This is a genomic window from Streptomyces gottesmaniae, assembly GCF_031845845.1.
Classification (GTDB): domain Bacteria; phylum Actinomycetota; class Actinomycetes; order Streptomycetales; family Streptomycetaceae; genus Streptomyces; species Streptomyces akebiae.
Genome location: NZ_JAVRFJ010000003.1, coordinates 238614 through 258179, shown reverse-complemented (window position 1 = coordinate 258179; position 19566 = coordinate 238614). Strand labels below are relative to the sequence as shown.

13 protein-coding genes and 1 pseudogene are annotated in these 19566 nt (G+C 71.2%); 4 read left to right on the top strand and 10 right to left on the bottom strand.

The genetic code is table 11. The annotated features are described in order from the left end of the window. Positions 1-59 precede the first annotated feature (59 nt). From RM704_RS05325 to RM704_RS05310, 4 genes are all read left to right on the top strand, one after another. Complete coding sequence (locus tag RM704_RS05325; protein WP_033529716.1) at positions 60-1745, top strand: thiamine pyrophosphate-binding protein; 1686 nt, start codon at positions 60-62, stop codon at positions 1743-1745. Between the two features lie 12 nt (positions 1746-1757). Then, positions 1758-2987, top strand: coding sequence for a formyl-CoA transferase (gene frc / locus RM704_RS05320; protein WP_033529717.1), 1230 nt, complete (start codon positions 1758-1760; stop codon positions 2985-2987). 3 nt (positions 2988-2990) lie between these two features. Beyond that, a complete protein-coding gene (locus RM704_RS05315) occupies positions 2991-5192 on the top strand; it encodes an acetate--CoA ligase family protein (protein WP_052146282.1) in 2202 nt (733 codons plus the stop codon). 113 nt (positions 5193-5305) lie between these two features. Further along, positions 5306-6694 (top strand): OFA family MFS transporter, encoded by a 1389-nt coding sequence (locus RM704_RS05310; RefSeq protein WP_033529718.1) that lies wholly within the window; start codon positions 5306-5308, stop codon positions 6692-6694. A 33-nt stretch (positions 6695-6727) separates the two neighbouring features. Here the strand turns inward: RM704_RS05310 and RM704_RS05305 are convergent, their stop codons facing one another. From RM704_RS05305 to RM704_RS05260, 10 genes and pseudogenes are all read right to left on the bottom strand, one after another. Further along, positions 6728-7783 (bottom strand): sugar phosphate isomerase/epimerase family protein, encoded by a 1056-nt coding sequence (locus tag RM704_RS05305; protein WP_033529719.1) that lies wholly within the window; start codon positions 7781-7783, stop codon positions 6728-6730. Between the two features lie 87 nt (positions 7784-7870). After that, complete coding sequence (locus RM704_RS05300; RefSeq protein ID WP_033529720.1) at positions 7871-9265, bottom strand: alkaline phosphatase family protein; 1395 nt, start codon at positions 9263-9265, stop codon at positions 7871-7873. A 16-nt stretch (positions 9266-9281) separates the two neighbouring features. After that, a complete protein-coding gene (eboE, locus tag RM704_RS05295; protein ID WP_033529721.1) occupies positions 9282-10451 on the bottom strand; it encodes a metabolite traffic protein EboE in 1170 nt (389 codons plus the stop codon). A 3-nt stretch (positions 10452-10454) separates the two neighbouring features. Then, positions 10455-11303 carry a TatD family hydrolase gene (locus RM704_RS05290; RefSeq protein ID WP_033529722.1) on the bottom strand — a complete coding sequence of 283 codons (849 nt, stop codon included), beginning with the start codon at positions 11301-11303 and terminating at the stop codon, positions 10455-10457. Continuing rightward, positions 11303-12019 carry an EboA domain-containing protein gene (locus RM704_RS05285; protein WP_033529723.1) on the bottom strand — a complete coding sequence of 239 codons (717 nt, stop codon included), beginning with the start codon at positions 12017-12019 and terminating at the stop codon, positions 11303-11305. Before RM704_RS05285 ends, RM704_RS05290 begins: the two co-directional genes overlap by 1 nt. Further along, a pseudogene (locus RM704_RS05280) lies at positions 12016-12909 on the bottom strand (sugar phosphate isomerase/epimerase family protein); the annotation flags it as partial. The gene RM704_RS05285 and the pseudogene RM704_RS05280, both read right to left, overlap by 4 nt. A 311-nt stretch (positions 12910-13220) precedes the next feature. Beyond that, positions 13221-14405: an inositol-3-phosphate synthase gene (locus RM704_RS05275; RefSeq protein ID WP_052146255.1), complete on the bottom strand. Its 1185-nt coding sequence runs from the start codon at positions 14403-14405 to the stop codon at positions 13221-13223. 129 nt (positions 14406-14534) lie between these two features. After that, on the bottom strand, positions 14535-15959 hold the full coding sequence (locus RM704_RS05270; RefSeq protein ID WP_033529724.1) for a ThuA domain-containing protein: 1425 nt from the start codon (positions 15957-15959) through the stop codon (positions 14535-14537). A gap of 9 nt (positions 15960-15968) precedes the next feature. After that, positions 15969-18467, bottom strand: coding sequence for a PQQ-dependent sugar dehydrogenase (locus tag RM704_RS05265; protein WP_033529725.1), 2499 nt, complete (start codon positions 18465-18467; stop codon positions 15969-15971). A 93-nt stretch (positions 18468-18560) separates the two neighbouring features. Beyond that, positions 18561-19565, bottom strand: a complete 1005-nt coding sequence (locus RM704_RS05260) for a sugar phosphate isomerase/epimerase family protein (protein ID WP_033529726.1) — start codon at positions 19563-19565, stop codon at positions 18561-18563. Position 19566 lies beyond the last annotated feature (1 nt).

The window sequence follows — 19566 nt, the reverse complement described above, 5'->3', positions numbered from 1 at the left end:
TCGACCGCGAGCGCGCTCCAACCCCTAGGAAGACCCCTACGAAGGGACAGGACCCCGCCATGCCCGACGGCAACAGCCAGGACCTCATTTCCGGTGGTCACCTCGTCGCGAAGGCACTCAAAGCGGAGGGTGTGGAGGTCATCTACACCCTGTGCGGCGGCCACATCATCGACATCTACGACGGCTGCGTCGACGAGGGCATCGAGGTCGTCGACGTCCGCCACGAGCAGGTCGCCGCACACGCCGCCGACGGCTACGCCCGGATCACCGGCAAGCCCGGCTGCGCGGTCGTCACCGCCGGCCCCGGTACGACCGACGCCGTGACCGGCGTCGCCAACGCCTTCCGCGCGGAGTCCCCGATGCTGCTGATCGGCGGCCAGGGCGCGCACACCCAGCACAAGATGGGCTCCCTCCAGGACCTGCCGCACGTCGACATGATGACGCCGATCACCAAGTTCGCGGCGACCGTGCCGGACACGGCCCGCGCCGCCGACATGGTGTCGATGGCGTTCCGCGAGTGCTACCACGGCGCCCCCGGGCCCTCGTTCCTGGAGATCCCGCGTGACGTCCTCGACGCCAAGGTGCCCGTCGAGAAGGCGCGCGTACCGAAGGCCGGCGCCTACCGGGCCTCGACCCGCTCGGCCGGCGACCCCGAGGCCATCGAGAAGCTCGCCGACCTGCTGGTGCACGCCGAGAAGCCCGCGATCCTGCTGGGCAGCCAGGTGTGGACCACGCGCGGCACCGAGTCCGCGATCGAGCTGGTGCGCACGCTCAACATCCCGGCGTACATGAACGGCGCCGGGCGCGGCACGCTCCCGCCCGGCGACCCGCACCACTTCCAGCTCTCCCGCCGGTACGCCTTCTCCAACGCCGATGTCATCGTCATCGTCGGTACCCCCTTCGACTTCCGCATGGGCTACGGCAAGCGGCTGTCGCCGGACGCGACCGTCGTGCAGATCGACCTCGACTACCGGACCGTCGGCAAGAACCGCGACATCGACCTCGGGATCGTCGGCGACGCGGGCCTCGTGCTCAAATCGGTGACGGAAGCGGCCTCCGGGCGCATGAACGGGGGCGCGTCGAAGCGCAAGGAGTGGCTCGACGAGCTGCGCGCCGCCGAGCAGACCGCCATCGAGAAGCGGCTGCCCAGCCTGAGGTCCGACGCCTCGCCCATCCACCCCTACCGGCTGGTCAGCGAGATCAACGACTTCCTCACCGAGGACTCCATCTACATCGGCGACGGCGGCGACATCGTCACCTTCTCCGGTCAGGTCGTGCAGCCCAAGTCACCCGGGCACTGGATGGACCCGGGCCCCCTCGGCACGCTCGGCGTCGGCGTCCCCTTCGTGCTCGCCGCGAAGAAGGCACGGCCCGACAAGGAGGTGGTGGCCCTCTTCGGTGACGGCGCCTTCTCCCTCACCGGCTGGGACTTCGAGACCCTCGTCCGCTACGACCTGCCCTTCGTCGGGATCGTCGGCAACAACTCCTCGATGAACCAGATCCGTTACGGCCAGAAGGCCAAGTACGGGGAGGAGCGCGAGCGGATCGGCAACACCCTCGGCGACGTCCACTACGACAAGTTCGCCCAGATGCTGGGCGGTTACGGCGAGGAGGTCCGCGACCCCGCCGACATCGGCCCCGCCCTGCGGCGCGCCCGGGAGTCGGGCAAGCCGTCGCTCATCAACGTCTGGGTCGACCCGGACGCGTACGCCCCCGGAACCATGAACCAGACGATGTACAAGTGAGGTGACCTCGGCATGACCAAGGCTCTCGAAGGCATCCGCGTCCTCGACATGACGCACGTCCAGTCCGGCCCGTCCGCCACCCAACTGCTCGCCTGGCTCGGCGCGGACGTGGTGAAGCTGGAGGCGCCGACCGGGGACATCACGCGCAAGCAGCTGCGCGACCTCCCGGACGTCGACTCCCTCTACTTCACGATGCTCAACTGCAACAAGCGGAGCATCACCCTCAACACCAAGACCGAGCGCGGCAAGGAGATCCTCACCGAGCTGATCCGGCGCTCCGACGTCATGGTCGAGAACTTCGGACCGGGCGCGGTCGACCGCATGGGCTTCACCTGGGATCGCATCCAGGAGATCAATCCGCGGATCGTCTATGCCTCCATCAAGGGGTTCGGGGACGGTCCCTACACCAACTTCAAGGCGTACGAGGTCGTCGCGCAGGCCATGGGCGGGTCCATGGCGACCACCGGCTTCGAGGAGGGACCGCCGCTGGCGACGGGGGCCCAGATCGGGGACTCGGGCACGGGCGTCCACGCCGTGGCGGGGATCCTCGCGGCGCTGTACCAGCGGGAGAACACCGGGCGCGGCCAGCGGGTCAACGTGGCCATGCAGCACGCGGTCCTCAACCTCTGCCGGGTGAAGCTGAGGGACCAGCAGCGGCTGGCCCACGGCCCGCTGCGTGAGTATCCCAACGACGACTTCGGCGACGAGGTCCCCAGGTCGGGCAACGCGTCCGGCGGAGGTCAGCCCGGCTGGGCCGTGAAGTGCGCGCCGGGCGGCCCGAACGACTACGTGTACGTCATCGTGCAGCCCGTCGGCTGGCAGCCGCTCAGCGAACTCATCGGCCGGCCGGAGCTCGCGGACGACCCCGAGTGGGCGACGCCGGAGGCCCGCCTCCCCAAGCTGAACAAGATGTTCCAGCTCATCGAGGAGTGGTCGGCCACGCTCCCCAAGTGGGAGGTGCTGGAGCGGCTCAACGCGCACAACATCCCGTGCGGGCCGATCCTCTCCACCAAGGAGATCATCGAGGACGAGTCGCTGGTCTCCAACGAGATGGTCGTCACCGTGCCGCACCCCGAGCGCGGCGAGTTCGTGACCGTCGGCAGCCCGCTGAAGCTGTCCGACTCCCCCGTGGACGTGACCAGTTCACCCCTGCTCGGCGAACACAACGAAGAGGTCTACGTCGGCGAGCTGGGGCTCGGCGACGAGGAGCTGCGCCTGCTCAAGTCGAACGGAGTGATCTGATTGATGGCCGAAGACCGGGAGCTGAAGGTGCGTTCGCTCCTCGACGCCGTACGGGCCGAGGGCCGGAGCGCGCTGACCGCTCCCGAGGGCAAGGTGATCGCCGACGCGTACGGGATCGCCGTACCCGGCGAGGAGCTGGCGCGGGACGTCGAGGAGGCGGTGTCGTACGCGGCGCGCTTCGGCGGGCCGGTGGTGATGAAGATCGTGTCGCCGGACATCCTGCACAAGACCGACGCCGGAGGTGTGATCGTCGGGGTGGAGGGCGCGGCCGATGTACGGGCCGCGTTCCACACCATCGTCGACAACGCCCGCGCCTACGCGCCCGCCGCCCGTATCGAGGGTGTCCAGGTGCAGGAGCTGCTGCCGAAGGGGCAGGAGGTCATCGTCGGCGCGGTGACGGACCCGACGTTCGGGAAGGTCGTCGCGTTCGGGCTCGGCGGGGTGCTGGTGGAGGTCCTCAAGGACGTGACGTTCCGGCTCGCGCCGGTCGACGCGGACGAGGCGCTGTCCATGCTGGACTCGATCCGCGCGGCGGAGATCCTGCGCGGGGTGCGCGGGGCGCCGGCCGTGGACCGGTGGGCGATCGCCGAGCAGATCCGCCGGGTCTCCGAACTCGTCGCGGACTTCCCCGAGATAGCCGAGGTGGACCTCAACCCGGTGATCGCGACGCCGGAGGGAGCGGTCGCCGCGGACATCCGGGTGATCCTCGCCCGGTCGGTGCCGAAGCCGAGGCGCAGGTACACGCGCGAGGAGATCCTCGCGTCGATGCGCCGGCTGATGGAGCCCTCGTCGGTGGCCGTGATCGGGGCCTCCAACGAGCAGGGCAAGATCGGCAACTCGGTGATGCGCAACCTCGTCGACGGGGGCTTCGCCGGCGAGATCCATCCGGTGAACCCCAAGGCCGATGACATTCTGGGCCGCAAGGCGTACAAGAGTGTCACGGACGTTCCCGGTGAGGTGGATGTGGCGGTCTTCGCGATCCCCGCCAAGTTCGTGGCCGCGGCGCTGGAGGAGGTGGGTCGCAAGGGGATCCCCAACGCCGTACTGATCCCGTCGGGCTTCGCGGAGACCGGCGAGCACGGACTCCAGGACGAGATCGTGGCGATCGCCGAGCGGCACGGCGTCCGGCTGCTCGGGCCGAACATCTACGGCTACTACTCCACCTGGCAGGACCTGTGCGCCACGTTCTGCACGCCGTACGACGTCAAGGGCGGGGTGGCGCTGACCTCGCAGTCCGGCGGCATCGGGATGGCCATCCTGGGCTTCGCGCGCACCACGAAGACGGGCGTGTCGGCGATCGTCGGGCTCGGCAACAAGTCGGACCTGGACGAGGACGACCTGCTGACCTGGTTCGGCGAGGACCCGCACACCGAGTGCATCGCCATGCATCTGGAGGACCTGAAGGACGGGCGGGCCTTCGTGGAGGCCGCGCGGGCGACCGTCCCGAAGAAACCGGTCGTCGTCCTGAAGGCCGGCCGTACGGCGGCCGGGGCGAAGGCGGCGGGCTCGCACACGGGCGCGCTCGCGGGCGACGACGCCGTGTACGAGGACATCCTCAAGCAGGCGGGTGTCATCAGGGCGCCGGGGCTGAACGACATGCTGGAGTACGCGCGCGCGTTGCCGGTGCTGCCGGCTCCGCAGGGCGACAACGTCGTGATCATCACGGGGGCCGGCGGCAGTGGCGTGCTGCTGTCGGACGCCGTGACGGACAACGGGCTGACCCTGATGGAGATCCCGCCGGACCTCGACGCGTCGTTCCGGACGTTCATCCCGCCGTTCGGGGCGGCCGGCAACCCCGTCGACATCACCGGGGGCGAGCCGCCGTCGACGTACGAGGCGACGATCCGGCTGGGTCTGGAGGACCCGCGCATCCACGCGCTCGTCCTCGGCTACTGGCACACCATCGTCACTCCCCCGATGGTCTTCGCGGAGCTCACCGCGCGCGTGGTGGCCGAGTTCCGGGAGCGGGGCGTCGAGAAGCCGGTCGTGGCGTCGCTCGCGGGCGACGTCGAGGTGGAGGAGGCCTGCCAGTACCTCTTCGAGCGGGGAGTCGTGGCGTACCCGTACACGACCGAGAAGCCGGTGGCGGTGCTCGGCGCGAAGTACCGGTGGGCCAGGGCGGCAGAGAGGTTGGGGGCCGAAGGCCCCTCCGGTAGGGCGGTGGTGGGAGACGGGCGGGATGTTGGGGGGCGGTCGATGAGCTGAGCGACGGCTCGAACCACGGGGCCTGCGGCGACCGCTCACCGCGGGCCCCGGCGCAAAGAAGCACGGACAGGGGGCGCTGGCCAGACTTCTTCCACGCGGAGGGTTCGATCGACATGGCAACAACTGACATCTCCACACCCGTCCCCTACCGGGAGGTGACGGATGCCAACGGCCGGATGTACCGGATCGGCGAGTCCGACCTGGACATCATGGGCCGCAAACGCAAGTGGATGGTCATCCTGCCGTGGGTGGGCATGATGGGCATCAGCTCGGCGGAGTACGCGTTCGCGTCCGCCGAGGAGACCCTGCACACGGCGCACAGCTGGAGCAACCAGCACATCTTCTGGATGCTGGGCGTCTGGGTGTTCTTCCAGGCCGCGGTGGCCTTCCCCGCAGGCAAGCTGCGCGAGAGCGGCAAACTGCCCGCCCGCTGGGCGATGATGCTGGGCGCCGTCGGCACCCTGCTCGGGTACGTGTCCCTCGCGTTCGCGCCGCACGTCGTCGTCGCGTACATCGGGTTCGGCATGTTCAGCGGCATGGGCGCGGGCATGGTGTACGCGACCTGCGTGAACATGGTCGGCAAGTGGTATCCGGAGCGCAAGGGTGGCAAGACCGGCTTCGTCAACGGCGGTTTCGCCTACGGTTCGGTGCCCTTCGTGTTCATCTTCACCGGGTACATGGACCTGACGAACTTCCGCTGGGTGCTCGTCTGCGTCGGGGTGTTCCTCGCGTCGGTCGTCGCCGTGGCCGGCCACTTCTTCCAGGACCCGCCGAAGAACTGGTGGCCGGCCGAGGTCGACCCGCTGCGCAAGCCGGACGACCCGCGCGCCCGGCGGGCGCTGGAGAAGAACCCGCCCGCCGTGAAGCAGTACACGCCGGGTGAGGCCTGGCGGACGGGCCGGGTCGCGCTCATGTGGTTCTGTCTGCTGTGCACCTCGGGCGTGAACATCTTCGGCATCGCCTTCCAGGTGCCGTTCGGCAACGAGGCGGGTTTCGCGGGTGGGATCGTGGCCACCGCCATGTCCCTGAAGGCGATCGTCAACGGCACGGGACGCGGTGTCATCGGCTGGCTCTCCGACCGCTACGGCCGCAAGCAGTGCCTGATCTTCGTGTGCATCGTGCTGGGCCTGTCCCAGTACGGCATCCTGTGGTCGGGCAACATCGGCAACCTGCCGCTCTTCCTGGTGTTCTCCAGCATCTCCGGCTTCGGCGGCGGCGCCATCTTCCCGATGTTCGCGGCGATGACCGCCGACTACTTCGGCGAAAACAACAACGCCTCCAACTACGGCCTGGTCTACAGCTCCAAGCTGGTCTCCGGTCTGCTCGGCTCCGGCATGGGCGCCGTGGTCGTGGGCGCCTGGGACTACGCGGGCGCCTTCGTGCTCGCCGGTTCCATCTCGCTGTTCGCCGGTTGCGTGGCGGTCTTCCTGCATCCGCCGGGGCGGCCCCGCAACCGGCGGATCACTCCCAACCCCCGTCCGCTCGGTGACGAAGTGGCCTGACAAGTGGCCTGACGCCTCCGCGTCCGGCGTCGGTCAGCACTTCTCCCGCAGCGAGTGCAGGTGCTCGCTGGAACGGCGGGCGAACGTGAAGGACTCGGCGGGGTTGTCGTGCTCGGCCTGCCAGTGGTGGGCGAGACGGTGGCCCTTCAGCCGGGTGACGGCCGAGATGAACTTCTGGTAGTCGATGTCGCCGTCGCCGACGTCCACCATGCGGTAGCCGAAGGGGTTCGACGGGTCGCTCTCGCCGTCCTTGACGTGGAAGAGCGGGTAGCGGTTCGGGCGGCGCAGGACGTAGTCCAGGGGCTCGAAGGGCGCGGAGGTGCCGTCGGGCCGCTGGGAGAACCGGAACTGGGCCACGTACGCCCAGAAGATGTCCATCTCCAGGAAGACCAGGTCGGGGTCGGTCTCCCGGAGCAGCACGTCGTAGAGGCGGACCTTGGGGTTGTCGGTGGCGAAGGAGAACTCCTCGGAGTGGTTGTGCTGGTAGAACTTCATGCCCCGCGCCCTGGCCGCCGCGCCGTAGGTGTTGAACTCGTGGGCGGCCCGCTTCATCGCGTCGACGGTCATGCCGTAGCGGAAGGGACCGGCGGCGGTGCCGATGTGCTTGAGGCCCAGGGCCTGGGCGTCGTCGAGGACCTTGGTGAGGTTCTGGGCGAAGGTGTACGCGTTCGGGTCGCTCGCGTAGTAGCCGACGTGGCTGCCGATCGGGGTGAGGCCGTGGTCACGGGCCAGGCGCTTCAGCTGGGCGAGGGTGATGGGGCCCGCCGAGCCCTGGGTGTAGCCGGCGAACTCGACCTCGTCGTAGCCGTACTTCTCCAGTTCGGCGAAGACGGGGGCGAAGCCGAGGGTGGAGACCTTGTCGCGCAGGCTGTAGAGCTGGATGCCGAGCCGGCCGGGCGGGAGGACGGGGCGGCCCCGGCCCTTGCCCGCTGCTCCGGTGGCGGTCGCGGCCTCGGTGCCCGTGGCGGCCTGCGCGGGGGCGGCCGCGCCCAGCAGGGCGGCGACCGTGGCGCCGGCGGCGACGCCGAGCATGCCTCGTCTGCTGAGGCGGTGGGTGAGTTCGGGATCCGGCTGGTGGGTGCGGCTCATGTCCGGGGCTCCTCTGCGTGGAAGGGCGTTGTCAGTGGTGGGTGCTTCACTGGTGACCAGTCAGGACCCGTGGGTCCTGGGCGCCGGTCAGGACAGACCGGCGAGTCGGAGCAGGAGTGCTTTCACATCGGTGGCCGCCACCCGGTCACCGACGGCTCGGGGGGTGGAGCAGATGATGAGCGGACCGTCGTCGTCGCTCGCGGGAAGGCGGCCGTGGCTGCCGCGAATAGGCGAGGGATCCAGCGGCACGACCGCCATGCGGTAGCGCAGGCCGAGTTTCTTGCGGGCCAGCGCCGTGGCCGCCTTGAACTTCACCATCGGGTCGAGCGGGTCCATGAACAGCTCGACCGGGTCGTAACCGGGTTTGCGATGGATCTCGACGGTGCGCGCGAAGTCGGGTGCGCGGTCGTCGTCGAGCCAGTAGTAGTACGTGAACCAGGCGTCCGGCTCCGCGACGGCGACGAACTCGCCGGAGCGTGGATGGTCGAGGTGATGGGCCTTCTTGCCCTCGTCTTCGAGGAGTCGGTCGATCCCGGGCAGGTCGGTGAGGGCTTCCCTGGTGGCGTCCAGGTCCTCGGCGCGGCGCACGTACACATGGGCGATCTGGTGGTCGGCGACCGCGAAGGCCCGTGAGGCCATCGGGTCGAGGTACTCCATGCCGTCCTGGGTGTGCACCTCGAGGAGGCCGGCACGGCGCAGGGCGCGGTTGATGTCGACGGGGCGGTCGGCGCGGGTGATGCCGTACTCGGAGAGCGCGACGACGGTACGGCCCTGCGCGCGGGCGTCGTCGAGGAGGGGCGCCACGGCCCTGTCCAGGTCGGCGGCGGCCTTCAGGGAGCGCGGGTCGTCGGGGCCGTGGCGCTGCAGGTCGTAGTCGAGGTGGGGGAGGTAGCAGAGCGCCAGGTCGGGGTGGCGGGTGCGCAGGATGTGGCGGGTCGCGTCGATGATCCATCGGCTGGAGACCAGGTCGGCGCCCGGTCCCCAGAAGTGGAACAGGGGGAACGTGCCGAGTTCGGCGGTGAGTTCGTCGTGCAGGGCCGGGGGGCGGGTGTAGCAGTCGGGTTCCTTGCGGCCGTCGGAGTAGTAGATCGGGCGGGGGGTGACGGTGATGTCGGTGTCGGCGCCCATGGCGTACCACCAGCAGATGTTGGCGACGGTGTAGCCGGGGTGGGCGCGGCGGGCGGCGTCCCAGAGTCTGTCGCCGGCGACGAGCCCGTTGTGCTGGCGCCACAGCAGGACGTCGCCGAGTTCGCGGAAGTACCAGCCGTTGCCGACGATGCCGTGCTCGGCGGGGAGGGTGCCGGTCAGGAAGGTGGACTGGGCGGCGCAGGTGACGGCGGGCAGGACGGTGCCGAGCGGGGCCCGGGAGCCGGACCGGCCGAGGGCCTTGAGGTGGGGCATGTGGTCGAGGAGACGGGGGGTGAGGCCGACGACGTCCAGGACGAGGAGGGGGGTGGGCCCGGCGTCGGGTTGCGGGGTCATGGCTGCTCCTCCGGGTTCACGGCAGCTCCTTGAGTCCGAGGTCCGTCAACAGGTCGCGTGCCAGGGCGAGTTCGGCGGCGATGCCGTCGGCGAGCTGGGCGCGGGTGCTGGGGCGCAGTGCGGTGGGCAGGGCCTGCCAGGTGTAGGTCTCGACCTCCAGATGGCGGGTGAGGGGGTGGGCGCCGCCGACCAGCCGGGTCAGGGCGGCCTTGAGGACGGGGAGTGTGGAGGTGAGGGGTGCGGCGGGGGCCGCGTGGAGCGGGACGTGGAAGTGGGCCCGCCAGGGGGAGGCGTCGGGCAGCGTGTCGCCCGAGAGGGCCTCGCCCAGGTCGTCGGTGCCGCGCAGGCCGGCGGCGGTGGAGGTGCGGGTCTGGTGCAGGAAGCGGGGCTCGTCGAAGGCGGCAAGGGCTTCGCGGACCTCGGGGAGGTGGGGGTGTTCGGCGTGCAGGGCGGCCGAGAGCTGGGATTTGACGAGGGGGACGCGGGCTCGGGTGAGCGCGTCCAGGGCGGTGCGCGGGTCTTCGAAGGAGGTGGCGAGATGGCAGGTGTCGACGCAGATGCCGATGCGGTCGTGGCCGATGTCCGTCAGGGGGCCGATGGCGTCGGCGGTGGTCTCGACGGTGCAGCCCGGTTCGGGTTCCAGACCGATGCGGATGGAGCGGCCGGTCAGTTCGGCCACGACGTCGAGGCGTTCGGCGAGGGTGCGCAGGGCCGTGCGGGACCGGGCGGCGCGGGTGTCGTCGTGGGCCGTGCGCCAGGCCAGGGGCAGGGTGGAGATGGTGCCCTCGGTGACGTCGTCCGGGAGGAGCTGGGCGAGCACCCGGGCGAGGGAGGTGGTGTGGTCGAGGCGCTCGGGGTCGGCCCAGTCCGGCCGGTAGACGCGGTACTTGACCTCTTCGGCGCCGAAGCCCTGGTAGGGGAAACCGTTGAGGGTGACCACTTCGAGGCCGCGTCGGTCGAGTTCCGTGCGCAGGCCGCGCAGTGCGGACGGGTCGGTCACCAGGGCCGCGGCGGCGTCCCTGGCCAGCCACAGGCCGATGCCGAGGCGGTCGCGGCCGAGGCGGCGGCGTACGGGCTCGCAGTGGTCGCGGAGTTGGGCGAGGACACCGTCGAGGGTCTCGGCCGGGTGCACGTTGGTGCAGTAGGCGAGGTGGACGGTGGAGCCGTCGGGGTGGCGGAAGCGCATCGGTCACTCACCGCCGCGCAGGATGCTGTTGCCCTCGTGCGTCGCGTCCGTCGCGGTGACGCCGAGGTCGAGCCGGCCGCTGAGTCCGTAGAAGTCCACCGGGTTGCGCCACAGCACCAGATCGACGTCGTCCTCGTCGAATCCGGCCGCGAGCAGGGCGTCGGCCACCCGGCGCGTCTTGAGGGGGTCGCTTCTGCCCCAGTCGGCGGCGGAGTTGACCAGCACTTTCTCCGGGCCGAACTTCTTGAGGACGGCGACCATGCGCTCCTCGTCCATCTTGGTGTCCGGGTAGACGGAGAAGCCGAGCCAGGCGCCGCTGTCCCTGGCCTCCTCGACGGTGGTCTCGTTGAGGTGGTCGAGCAGCACCCGCTCGACGGGCAGGGCGGAGGACCGTACGACGTCGAGGGTGCGGCGCAGACCGGCGAGCTTGTCCCGGTGGGGGGTGTGAACGAGGGCGGGCAGGCCGTGGTCGGCGGCCAGCTGAAGCTGGAGTTCGAGCGCGTGGTCCTCGGCCGGGGTCATGGAGTCGTAGCCGATCTCGCCGACCGCCACGACCCGGTCCTTGAGCAGGTAGCGGGGCAGCAGGGCCAGCACGGGGGTGCACCGCGGGTCGTTCGCCTCCTTGGGGTTGAGGGCGAGGGCGCAGTGGTGGGCGATGCCGTACTGGGCGGCGCGGAAGGGTTCCCAGCCGAGCAGGGAGTCGAAGTAGTCGACGAAGGAGTCCGGCGACGTGCGGGGCTGTCCCTGCCAGAAGGCCGGTTCCACGACCGCGCGGACGCCCGCCGCGTGCATCGCCTCGTAGTCGTCGGTGGTGCGTGACGTCATGTGGATGTGGGGGTCGAAGATGCGCATCAGGACTCCTCGCCGTCGAGGCCGTGCTCGGCGGCCGGTGGGGGCGCGGTCAGGGCCAGGACGCGGTACAGGTCCTCGGGTACGGGACGGCCCGCGGCGGTGCGCTCCTCGGCGAAGGCGCGGAGCATACGGGCGAGTTCGGTGTCGTCCCGGGCACGGCGGGCCAGGTCGGCGGCCTCGTCGACGCGCACGCCGGCGAACAGGCACTTGAGGACGGCCTGCCGCCACGGGTGCGGGGCCAGGTGGCGGGCGCCGTACGGGCCGAGGGCGGCGGCGACGAGGCGGGTGTCGTTGGTGCGCAGGGCGTCCTCGACGAGGTGCAGCGCCTCGGGGCCAGGCACGAGGTGGGGCAGCGCGTGCAGGACCGCGCGGCGTTCGTCGGCGGTGCCCTGGCGGTAGACCCGGGTGAGCGCGTCGGTGTCGGCGCGGGCCGCGTGCAGGATCAGGACGCGGACGGCGTCGGCGTGCTCGGTGCCGCAGCGGCGGCCCGCCTCGGCGAGGCGCGACTCCCAGGCGGAGATGGGCCCGTGGCTGCCCGGTTGATCGGCGGCCTCGTCCAGCGCCCGGCCCAGCCAGGCGTGGGCGGCGCCCGTGAGGTGGGCGTCCAGGTGGCGGCGCAGGTCGGCGGGGGCGGTGCGGGCCGGGTGGTGGTCCGGGTGGTGGGCTGGATGGGCGTGACCGGTCGTCGGCGTGGCCGGGGTGCGGTGGTGGATCACGAGCTGCTCCCGGGAAGGGCGGTGCGGCCGGACGTGTCGTCGTGGCGGAGGGTGAGGGCCTGTTCGAGGAAGGAGAGCGACCGCTCGGCGAAGTGCGGGCCCGCGTGGGAGTGACGGGGCAGTTCGACGACGGTCAGGCCCCGGTAGTCGACGGCGGCGAGCGCCGCGAGGACGGGCGGGAAGTCGATCTCGCCCTCGCCGAGGGGCAGGTGTTCGTGGACACCGCGGCGCATGTCCTCGATCTGTACATGGCGCAGCCAGGGCGCGGCGGCGCGGACGCAGTCGGCCGGAGGGAGGGGTTCGAGGCACTGGCAGTGGCCGATGTCGAGGGTGAGGCCGAGTGGGGCGGGGCTGTCGAGGGCCGCGCGGAGGCGGTGGAAGTCGGCGAGCGTGGCGAGGAGGTGACCGGGTTCGGGCTCGATCGCGAGGGGGACACCGGCGGCGGTGGCGGCGTCGAGGACGGGGGCGAGTGCGTCGGGGAGACGCTTCCAGGCGGTGTCCTCGTCCGTGCCCGGTGGCGTGACCCCGCTGAAGCAGTGCACGGCGTGGGCGCCGAGGTCGGCCGCGACGCGCACGGCACGGACGAGCAGGTCGGCCCGGCGGGCGCGGTCGTCCGGGTCGGGATCCAGGAGTGTGGGGCCGTGTTTGCGGCGCGCGTCCAGCACATAGCGGGCGCCGGTCTCCACGGTGACGGACAGACCGAGCTCGTCCAGCCGCCGGGCGAGCCGCCGGGTCCGGGCGGCGAGGTCGGGAGCGAGCGGGTCGAGATGCATGTGGTCGAGCGTGAGACCGACTCCGTCGTAGCCGAGGTCGGCGAGGAGGGCGAGCGCGTCGTCCAGCCGGAGGTCGGCGAGGCCGTTGGTGCCGTAGCCGAAGGAGAGGGGGGTGGTCGGGGAGGTGACGGTCGGGGTGGTCGGGGTGGTCGAGGCGGTCGGCTGAGGTGACTCGGACGGCTGGGAGGAGGCGGTGAATGACCGGGAGGGCTGGAGTGACCGGGAGGGCGGAGGCGGGGAGGAGGGCTGGAGTGACCGGGAGGGCAGAGGCGGGGAGGAGGGCTGGAGTGACCGGGAGGGCAGAGGCGGGGAGGAGGGCTGGAGTGACCGGGAGGGCAGGGGCGGTCGGGGTGTGTGCGGCGGACGGGGTGAGCGGGCGGCGTCGGCGGCCGCGTCGGCGTCGGGCCGCCCTCGACGACGTCCCCCGTTCATCGGGTCTCCTCGTGCGGCGTCGGCTGCTGACCGGCGCCGGGCTCCCCCAGCGGCGGCCCCGCGGCCCGCAGCCGCTCCGCCAGTCCCGTCAGCTCCGCGTACTGCTCCCCCAGTGCCGCCGGGCTCTCCCCCTCCGGGTCCTTGAAGTAGAAGCCCAGCTCGGCCAAGGGGCCGGTGAGGCCCGCTTCGTGGGCGCGGGCCAGGAGGCGGGCCAGGTCGAGCACCAGGGGGGCGGCGAGGGCGGAGTCGCAGCCCTGCCAGGTGGTCTGGAGGACCATCCGGACGCCGAGGAAGCCGTCGAAGGCGATGTGGTCCCAGGCGGTCTTCCAGTCGCCGAGGGCGAGGACGTCGTCGATGTGGGTCTCGCCCTCGGGGGTCGCCCCCAGGCTGTCGGTCAGGACGCGCTCCTTGCCGGCGTTCTTGGCAGCGGCGGCGGCCGGGTCGGCGAGGGCGGCGCCGTCACCACCGCCGAGCAGGTTGGTGCCGGACCACGCCCGGACGGCCAGGGCCCGTTGGGCGAACATCGGGCCCAGGACCGAGCGGAGCAGGGTCTGCCCGGTCTTGCCGTCGCGGCCCGCGTACGGCAGCCCGCAGGAGGCGACGAGCGCGGCCAGGGCCGGGTGCTGGAGGCCGGTCGACGGAGTGAAGTTCACGTAGGGGCAGCCGGCGCGCAGGGCCGCCGCCGCGTAGAGGGAGCTCGGCGGCAGGGCCGCGCCGGTGGGCGCGGGTTCCGTGGAGGCGACGTTCACCACCACGGCCCGGGCCAGCCCCCGGCGTCGTACGAAGTCCTGGATGTCGGCGGCGTGGGAGGAGATCAGCTCGTCGGGGGTCCTGGTGTCGCCCGGGAGGGGGCCGCCGGGTCTGATCTCCCGGTCGGCGGCGGCCAGTTCGGCTCCGACGGCCACGGGGAGGCCATGGGGCAGGACGCCCCCGGCCGCGAGGGCTTCGGCACGCTTGGGCAGGGGGCAGTCGACCGTGTCGTGGCCGCCGAAGACGAGGGAGGACAGGGGCGGAAGGCGCGTGTCGGCGAAGAGAGGGGTCTCGGTGACCATGCCCGTCGGGGTGTGCAGGCCCGCCGTGACGGCCGCGCAGCCCGCGACGACGGTGGTGGCGACGGAACCCCGTGCGCCGATCAGCCAGACGCCGACGCTGGGTGGGGTGACGGACACGGACGCGGACATGGGCAGCCTCCTCGTCGGGCCAGTGGTGGGAAGGGCCGGGAACCCTCCGTGGGGAAGAGGGAAGGGGAAGGGGCGAGAAGAAGGGGCAAGACGGCGGGCGGAGGTCCGGCGTCCCCCGCCCGCCGTCGCTCAGTCGCCCGGAGGCGAATCCGCCCTGTCGGCGGCCCGCGCGGGCAGCTCCTTGATCCGGATGTCACGGAAGGACACCTGATCGGCGGATCCGTGGTTCTGGATGCCGAAGTGGCCGTCGCTCAGGCTCCGTACCGGATCGGTGTTGGTGAAGTCGTTGATCTTCACGCCGTTGAGCCAGACGCGCAGGCGCTCGCCCTCCACGCGGATCTCGTACGTGTTCCACTCCCCCGGCGGGTTCAGCGCACGGTCGCGCTTGCCGATGTCGGCGGAGCGGAAGCCGTAGACGGACCCGGTGGTCCTCTCGGGTACGTCCGTGGCGTCGATCTGGACCTCGTAACCGTTGTTCACGGCCGACCACGGATCCTCGGAGGGCGGGAAGCCGACGAAGACACCGGAGTTGTCGTCGCCCGAGGGGCCGGACATCCTCCAGTCGAGCTTCAGGGAGTACGACCCGAAGCTCCGGTCCGCGTACCAGAGCATGCCCATCCCGTCGGACGACGTGATCGTGCCGTCGTCGGACAGGGTGAAGGAGCCCGGGCCCGCCTGCCGCCATGCCGCGAGCGAGTCGGCGGTTCCGTCGAACAGCGGCCGGTAGCCGTTCTCCGGGCGGCAGTCGGCCTGGGCCTCGCCGATCGCCCACCGGATGCCGCCCAGCAGGTGCTGCCGGAAGGCGGGTTCGGCGAAGGACTCCTTGGTGTGGCCGCCGCCGGTGTAGAAGGCGCGCCCGCCCCGGTAGTCCTGGCACCAGGCGATCGGATGGTCGCCGTTCATGGTGCCGCCGCTGTACGACGACTCGTCGAGCGACGCGAGGACATGGGCCCTCTCACGGGGGTTGGAGCGGTAGTTGTACCACTCGTCCGTGCGGTTCCAGGTGGCACCCAGACCGGCGGTGGCCGGGTGAGCGTGGTCCTCGACGTCGACCGTCGCGGGCTGGATCGCGGGGTGCGACTGGAAGTACGCGCCCGCGAGCCCGCCGTAGAAGGCCCAGTCGTACTCGGTGTCGGCAGCCGCGTGGACGCCGACGTAGGAGCCCCCGCGTTTGATGTACCGCTCGAACGCGCCCTGTTGGGCCGCGTTCAGGACGTCACCGGTCGTGGAGAGGAAGACCACGGCGTCGTAGCGCCCGAGGTTGCGGGCGGTGAAGGCGCCCGCGTCCTCCGTGGCGTCGACCGCGAAGCCGTGGGCGGCCCCCAGTTCCCGTACGGCCGTGATGCCTTCGGGGATCGAGTCGTGGCGGAAGCCGGCGGTCTTGGAGAACACCAGCACCCGGCGCTCCTCCCCGTGCTGCCCCGGGCCTCCGGGACCGCCCCGGCCGCCGGAGCCGCCCGCCTCATCCGACACGGCCGGCCCCGACACGCAGCCGATCAGCAGGGCGGCGCCACCCAGCGCGGCCCACAGGCGTCCTCGTCCGTTCGTCGGCATGGCGCCCCCTCACCGCTTCGTGAAGGTGAAGTCGTCCACGTCGAACAGGCCGCTGGAGCCGGTCCCCTTGAACACCAGGTGCAGCGTGGTGGTGCCGCGCGGTGCGCGGGACAGGTTGGCGGTGACGTCCTGGAAGTTCTCCCAGCCGCCGGTCACCGGCACGGTCGCGCTGCCGAGGAGACGGCCGGTCGGCGATCCCGCCCGGACCTCCAGCTTGCCGCCGGCGCCCCCGGAGGAGACACGCGCGGTGATCTTCGTGGCGTCGGAGAGGACATAGGGCTCGAAGGAGATCCAGTCGCCGTCGTCGATGTCCCCGACCGTCTTGCCGCCGTGGGCCGTGGGCTTCGACTGGACCGCGATGCCGGAGGAGTCGCCGTAGTGCTCGGCCTGGCGGTGGGTGGGCTGGACGACATTCTGGTCGTGGGTGGTCAGCGGGGCCTGGCCGCCGCCTCCGCCGTCGGTGTACTCGGCGTCGAAGACACCGAAGATGTTGGCGTTCTCGTCGTGGCCGCCGTCGGCGCTGGTCTGGATGGTGCCGGTGCAGCCGTTGGCGGAGGTCACCGGGTGGCCGTGGCTGTCGTGGCCGAGGATGAAGGTGACCTTGACCTTGGCGCAGTCGATCGGGCGGCCGTCCTCCGGGTCGCTCACCCGCACCTTGAACGGTACGGCGTCACCGAAGGCGAACAACTGCCCGTCCTGCGGGAGTTCCAGCGTCACCTTCGGCGCGGTGTTGCCGACGACGATCTGCACGCTCGCGCTGCCGGTACGGCCCGAGGGGTCCTTCGCGGTCACGGTCGCCGTGTAGGTGCCGTTCTTCTTGTAGGTGTGCGTCGGGTTCGCGGCCGTGGAGGTGCCGCCGTCACCGAAGTCCCAGCTGTACGTGAGGGCGTCGCCGTCCTGGTCGCTGGTGCCGGCGGAGGAGAAGCGGACCTTCAGTCTCGCCTGGCCGGAGGTGCGGTCGGCGGCGGCCTGGGCGACCGGGGAGTGGCCGTCCGTGGCGTTCTCGATCCGGTACAGGGCGGAGTGTTCGTCGCCGCCGAACCAGGAGATGCCGTAGTCGAGGACGTACAGCGCGCCGTCCGGGCCGAAGGCCATGTCCATGACCTGGGTGCCCGTCCACGGCACGTCGTCGATCGACTGGACCGTGCCGTCGGCGTCGCTGCTGATCCGCTTGATCCAGCGGCGGCCGAACTCACCGGCGAAGAAGTCGCCGTCGTACGCCTCGGGGAACTTCACCGGGGAGTCGAGCGAGGCGTCGTAGTCGTAGACCGGGCCGCCCATCGGGGACTCGGAGCCGTCACCGAACTCCGGGACGGAGTCGCCGTTGTAGGGGATCCACGCGGGCTCGGCGGGCGGTAGGTCGGTGAGGCCGGTGTTGTTGGGCGAGGTGTTCTTCGGGGCCGCGCAGTCGAAAGCCGCGCCCGAGGTGCCGGTGGCGAAGTCGTAGTCGACGTAGGCGTCGTTCTTGCCGGTGCAGTACGGCCAGCCGAAGTTGCCCGGCTTGGTCACACGGGCGAACTCGACCTGCCCGGCCGGGCCGCGCGAGGCGTTGGCGGCGCCGGCGTCGGGGCCGTACTCGCCGACGTAGAGGACGCCGGTCTTCTTGTCGACGCTGAAGCGGAACGGGTTGCGGAAGCCCATCGCGTAGATCTCGGGGCGTGTCTTGTCCGTGCCGGGCGCGAAGAGGTTGCCGTCGGGGACGGAGTACGAGCCGTCGGCGTTCACCTTGATGCGCAGGATCTTGCCGCGCAGGTCGTTGGTGTTGCCGGAGGTGCGCTGGGCGTCGAAGGCCGGGTTGCGGTTGGACCGCTCGTCGATGGGGGTGAAGCCGTCCGACTGGAACGGGTTGCTGTCGTCGCCCGTCGACAGGTACAGGTTGCCCGCCGCGTCGAAGTCGATGTCACCGCCGACGTGGCAGCAGATGCCGCGCGAGGCGGGCACGTCGAGGACCTTCGTCTCGCTGGCCTTGTCCAGGGTGCCGTCGGTCTTCAGGACGAAGCGGGAGAGCCGGTTGACGCCGTCGAAGGGCGCGAAGTCCGCGGCCGTCCCGGTCTCGGGGGCGTCACCGGCCGGGGTGTTCAGCGGGGGCGCGTAGTACAGGTAGATGAAGCGGTTGTCGGCGAAGCCCGGGTCGACGCCTATGCCCTGCAGGCCTTCCTCGTCGTGGGAGTACACGTCGAGCTTGCCGGCGAGTCTGGTGTTGCCCGCCGCGTCGGTCAGCCGCAGTTCACCGTCGCGCGAGGTGTGCAGGACCGAGCGGTCGGGGAGGACGGCGAGCGACATGGGCTCGCCGACCTCCGGTTCCCCCTTGGCGAGGGTGACCTGCTGGAAGTCCTCGGCGGCGGCCGCGGCGGCCTTCGGCTCGGCGTCGGCCGCACCCGCCGCGGGTGCGGTGAGCGAGAGCGACGCGCCCGCGAGCAGCAGTCCGCTCAGCAGTGCGATCGGTCCGCGCAGTCCACGGCGTCCGAAGGTGCTGGTGGGGTGTCTGTTGTCGTCGTACGGGTGCACGAAATGCCTCCAGTAAGGGGCTGGTCGTACGGAGGTGTACGGGTGTGTGCGGTACGCCGGGGTGCGCCGTCACCCCGGAGGACGGAGGTAGCGCTACTCGTTGCCGCCGAAGGCGGCGTCGAACGAGGCGGTGGGCGGCTCGAAGTCGAATGCCTTGAGGCGGGTGAGGGCCTCGGGGGCGCCCTGGAGCCGGTCCATGCCGGCGTCCTCCCACTCGACGGAGATGGGGCCCCGGTAGTCGATCGAGCGGAGCATCCGGAAGACGTCCTCCCAGGGGACGTCGCCGTGGCCGGCGGACACGAAGTCCCAGCCTCGGCGCGGGTCGCCCCAGGGCAGGTGCGAGCCGAGGCGGCCGTTGCGGCCGTCGAGCCGCTTGCGGGCCTCTTTGCAGTCGACGTGGTAGATCCGGTCGCGGAAGTCCCACAGGAACCCGACCGGGTCGAGGTCCTGCCACACGAAGTGCGAGGGGTCGAAGTTCAGTCCGAACGCCGGCCGGTGGTCGACCGCCTCCAGCGCGCGCTGGGTCGTCCAGTAGTCGTAGGCGATCTCGCTCGGGTGGACCTCGTGCGCGAAGCGCACGCCCTGGGCGTCGAAGACGTCGAGGATCGGATTCCAGCGCGTCGCGAAGTCGTCGTAGCCGCGCTCGATCATCGACTCGGGGGCGGGCGGGAACATGGCGACCAGATGCCAGATGGCGGAGCCGGTGAAGCCGATGACGGTGTCCACGCCGAAGGCGGCGGCGGCCCGCGCGGTGTCGGCGATCTCGGCGGCGGCCCGCTGCCGTACGCCCTCGGCCTCGCCGTCGCCCCAGATACGGGCGGGCAGGATGGCCCGGTGGCGTTCGTCGATGATGGCGTCGCACACCGCCTGTCCCACCAGGTGGTTGGAGATGGCCCAGCACTTCAGGCCGTACTTGTCGAGGAGCTGGTGGCGGGAGGCGAGGTACGACGGGTCGGCGAGCGCCTTGTCGACCTCGAAGTGGTCGCCCCAGCAGGCGAGTTCGAGCCCGTCGTAGCCGAAGTCGCGGGCGAGGCGGCAGACCTCTTCGAGGGGCAGGTCGGCCCACTGGCCGGTGAAGAGCGTGAAGTCGCGCGGCATG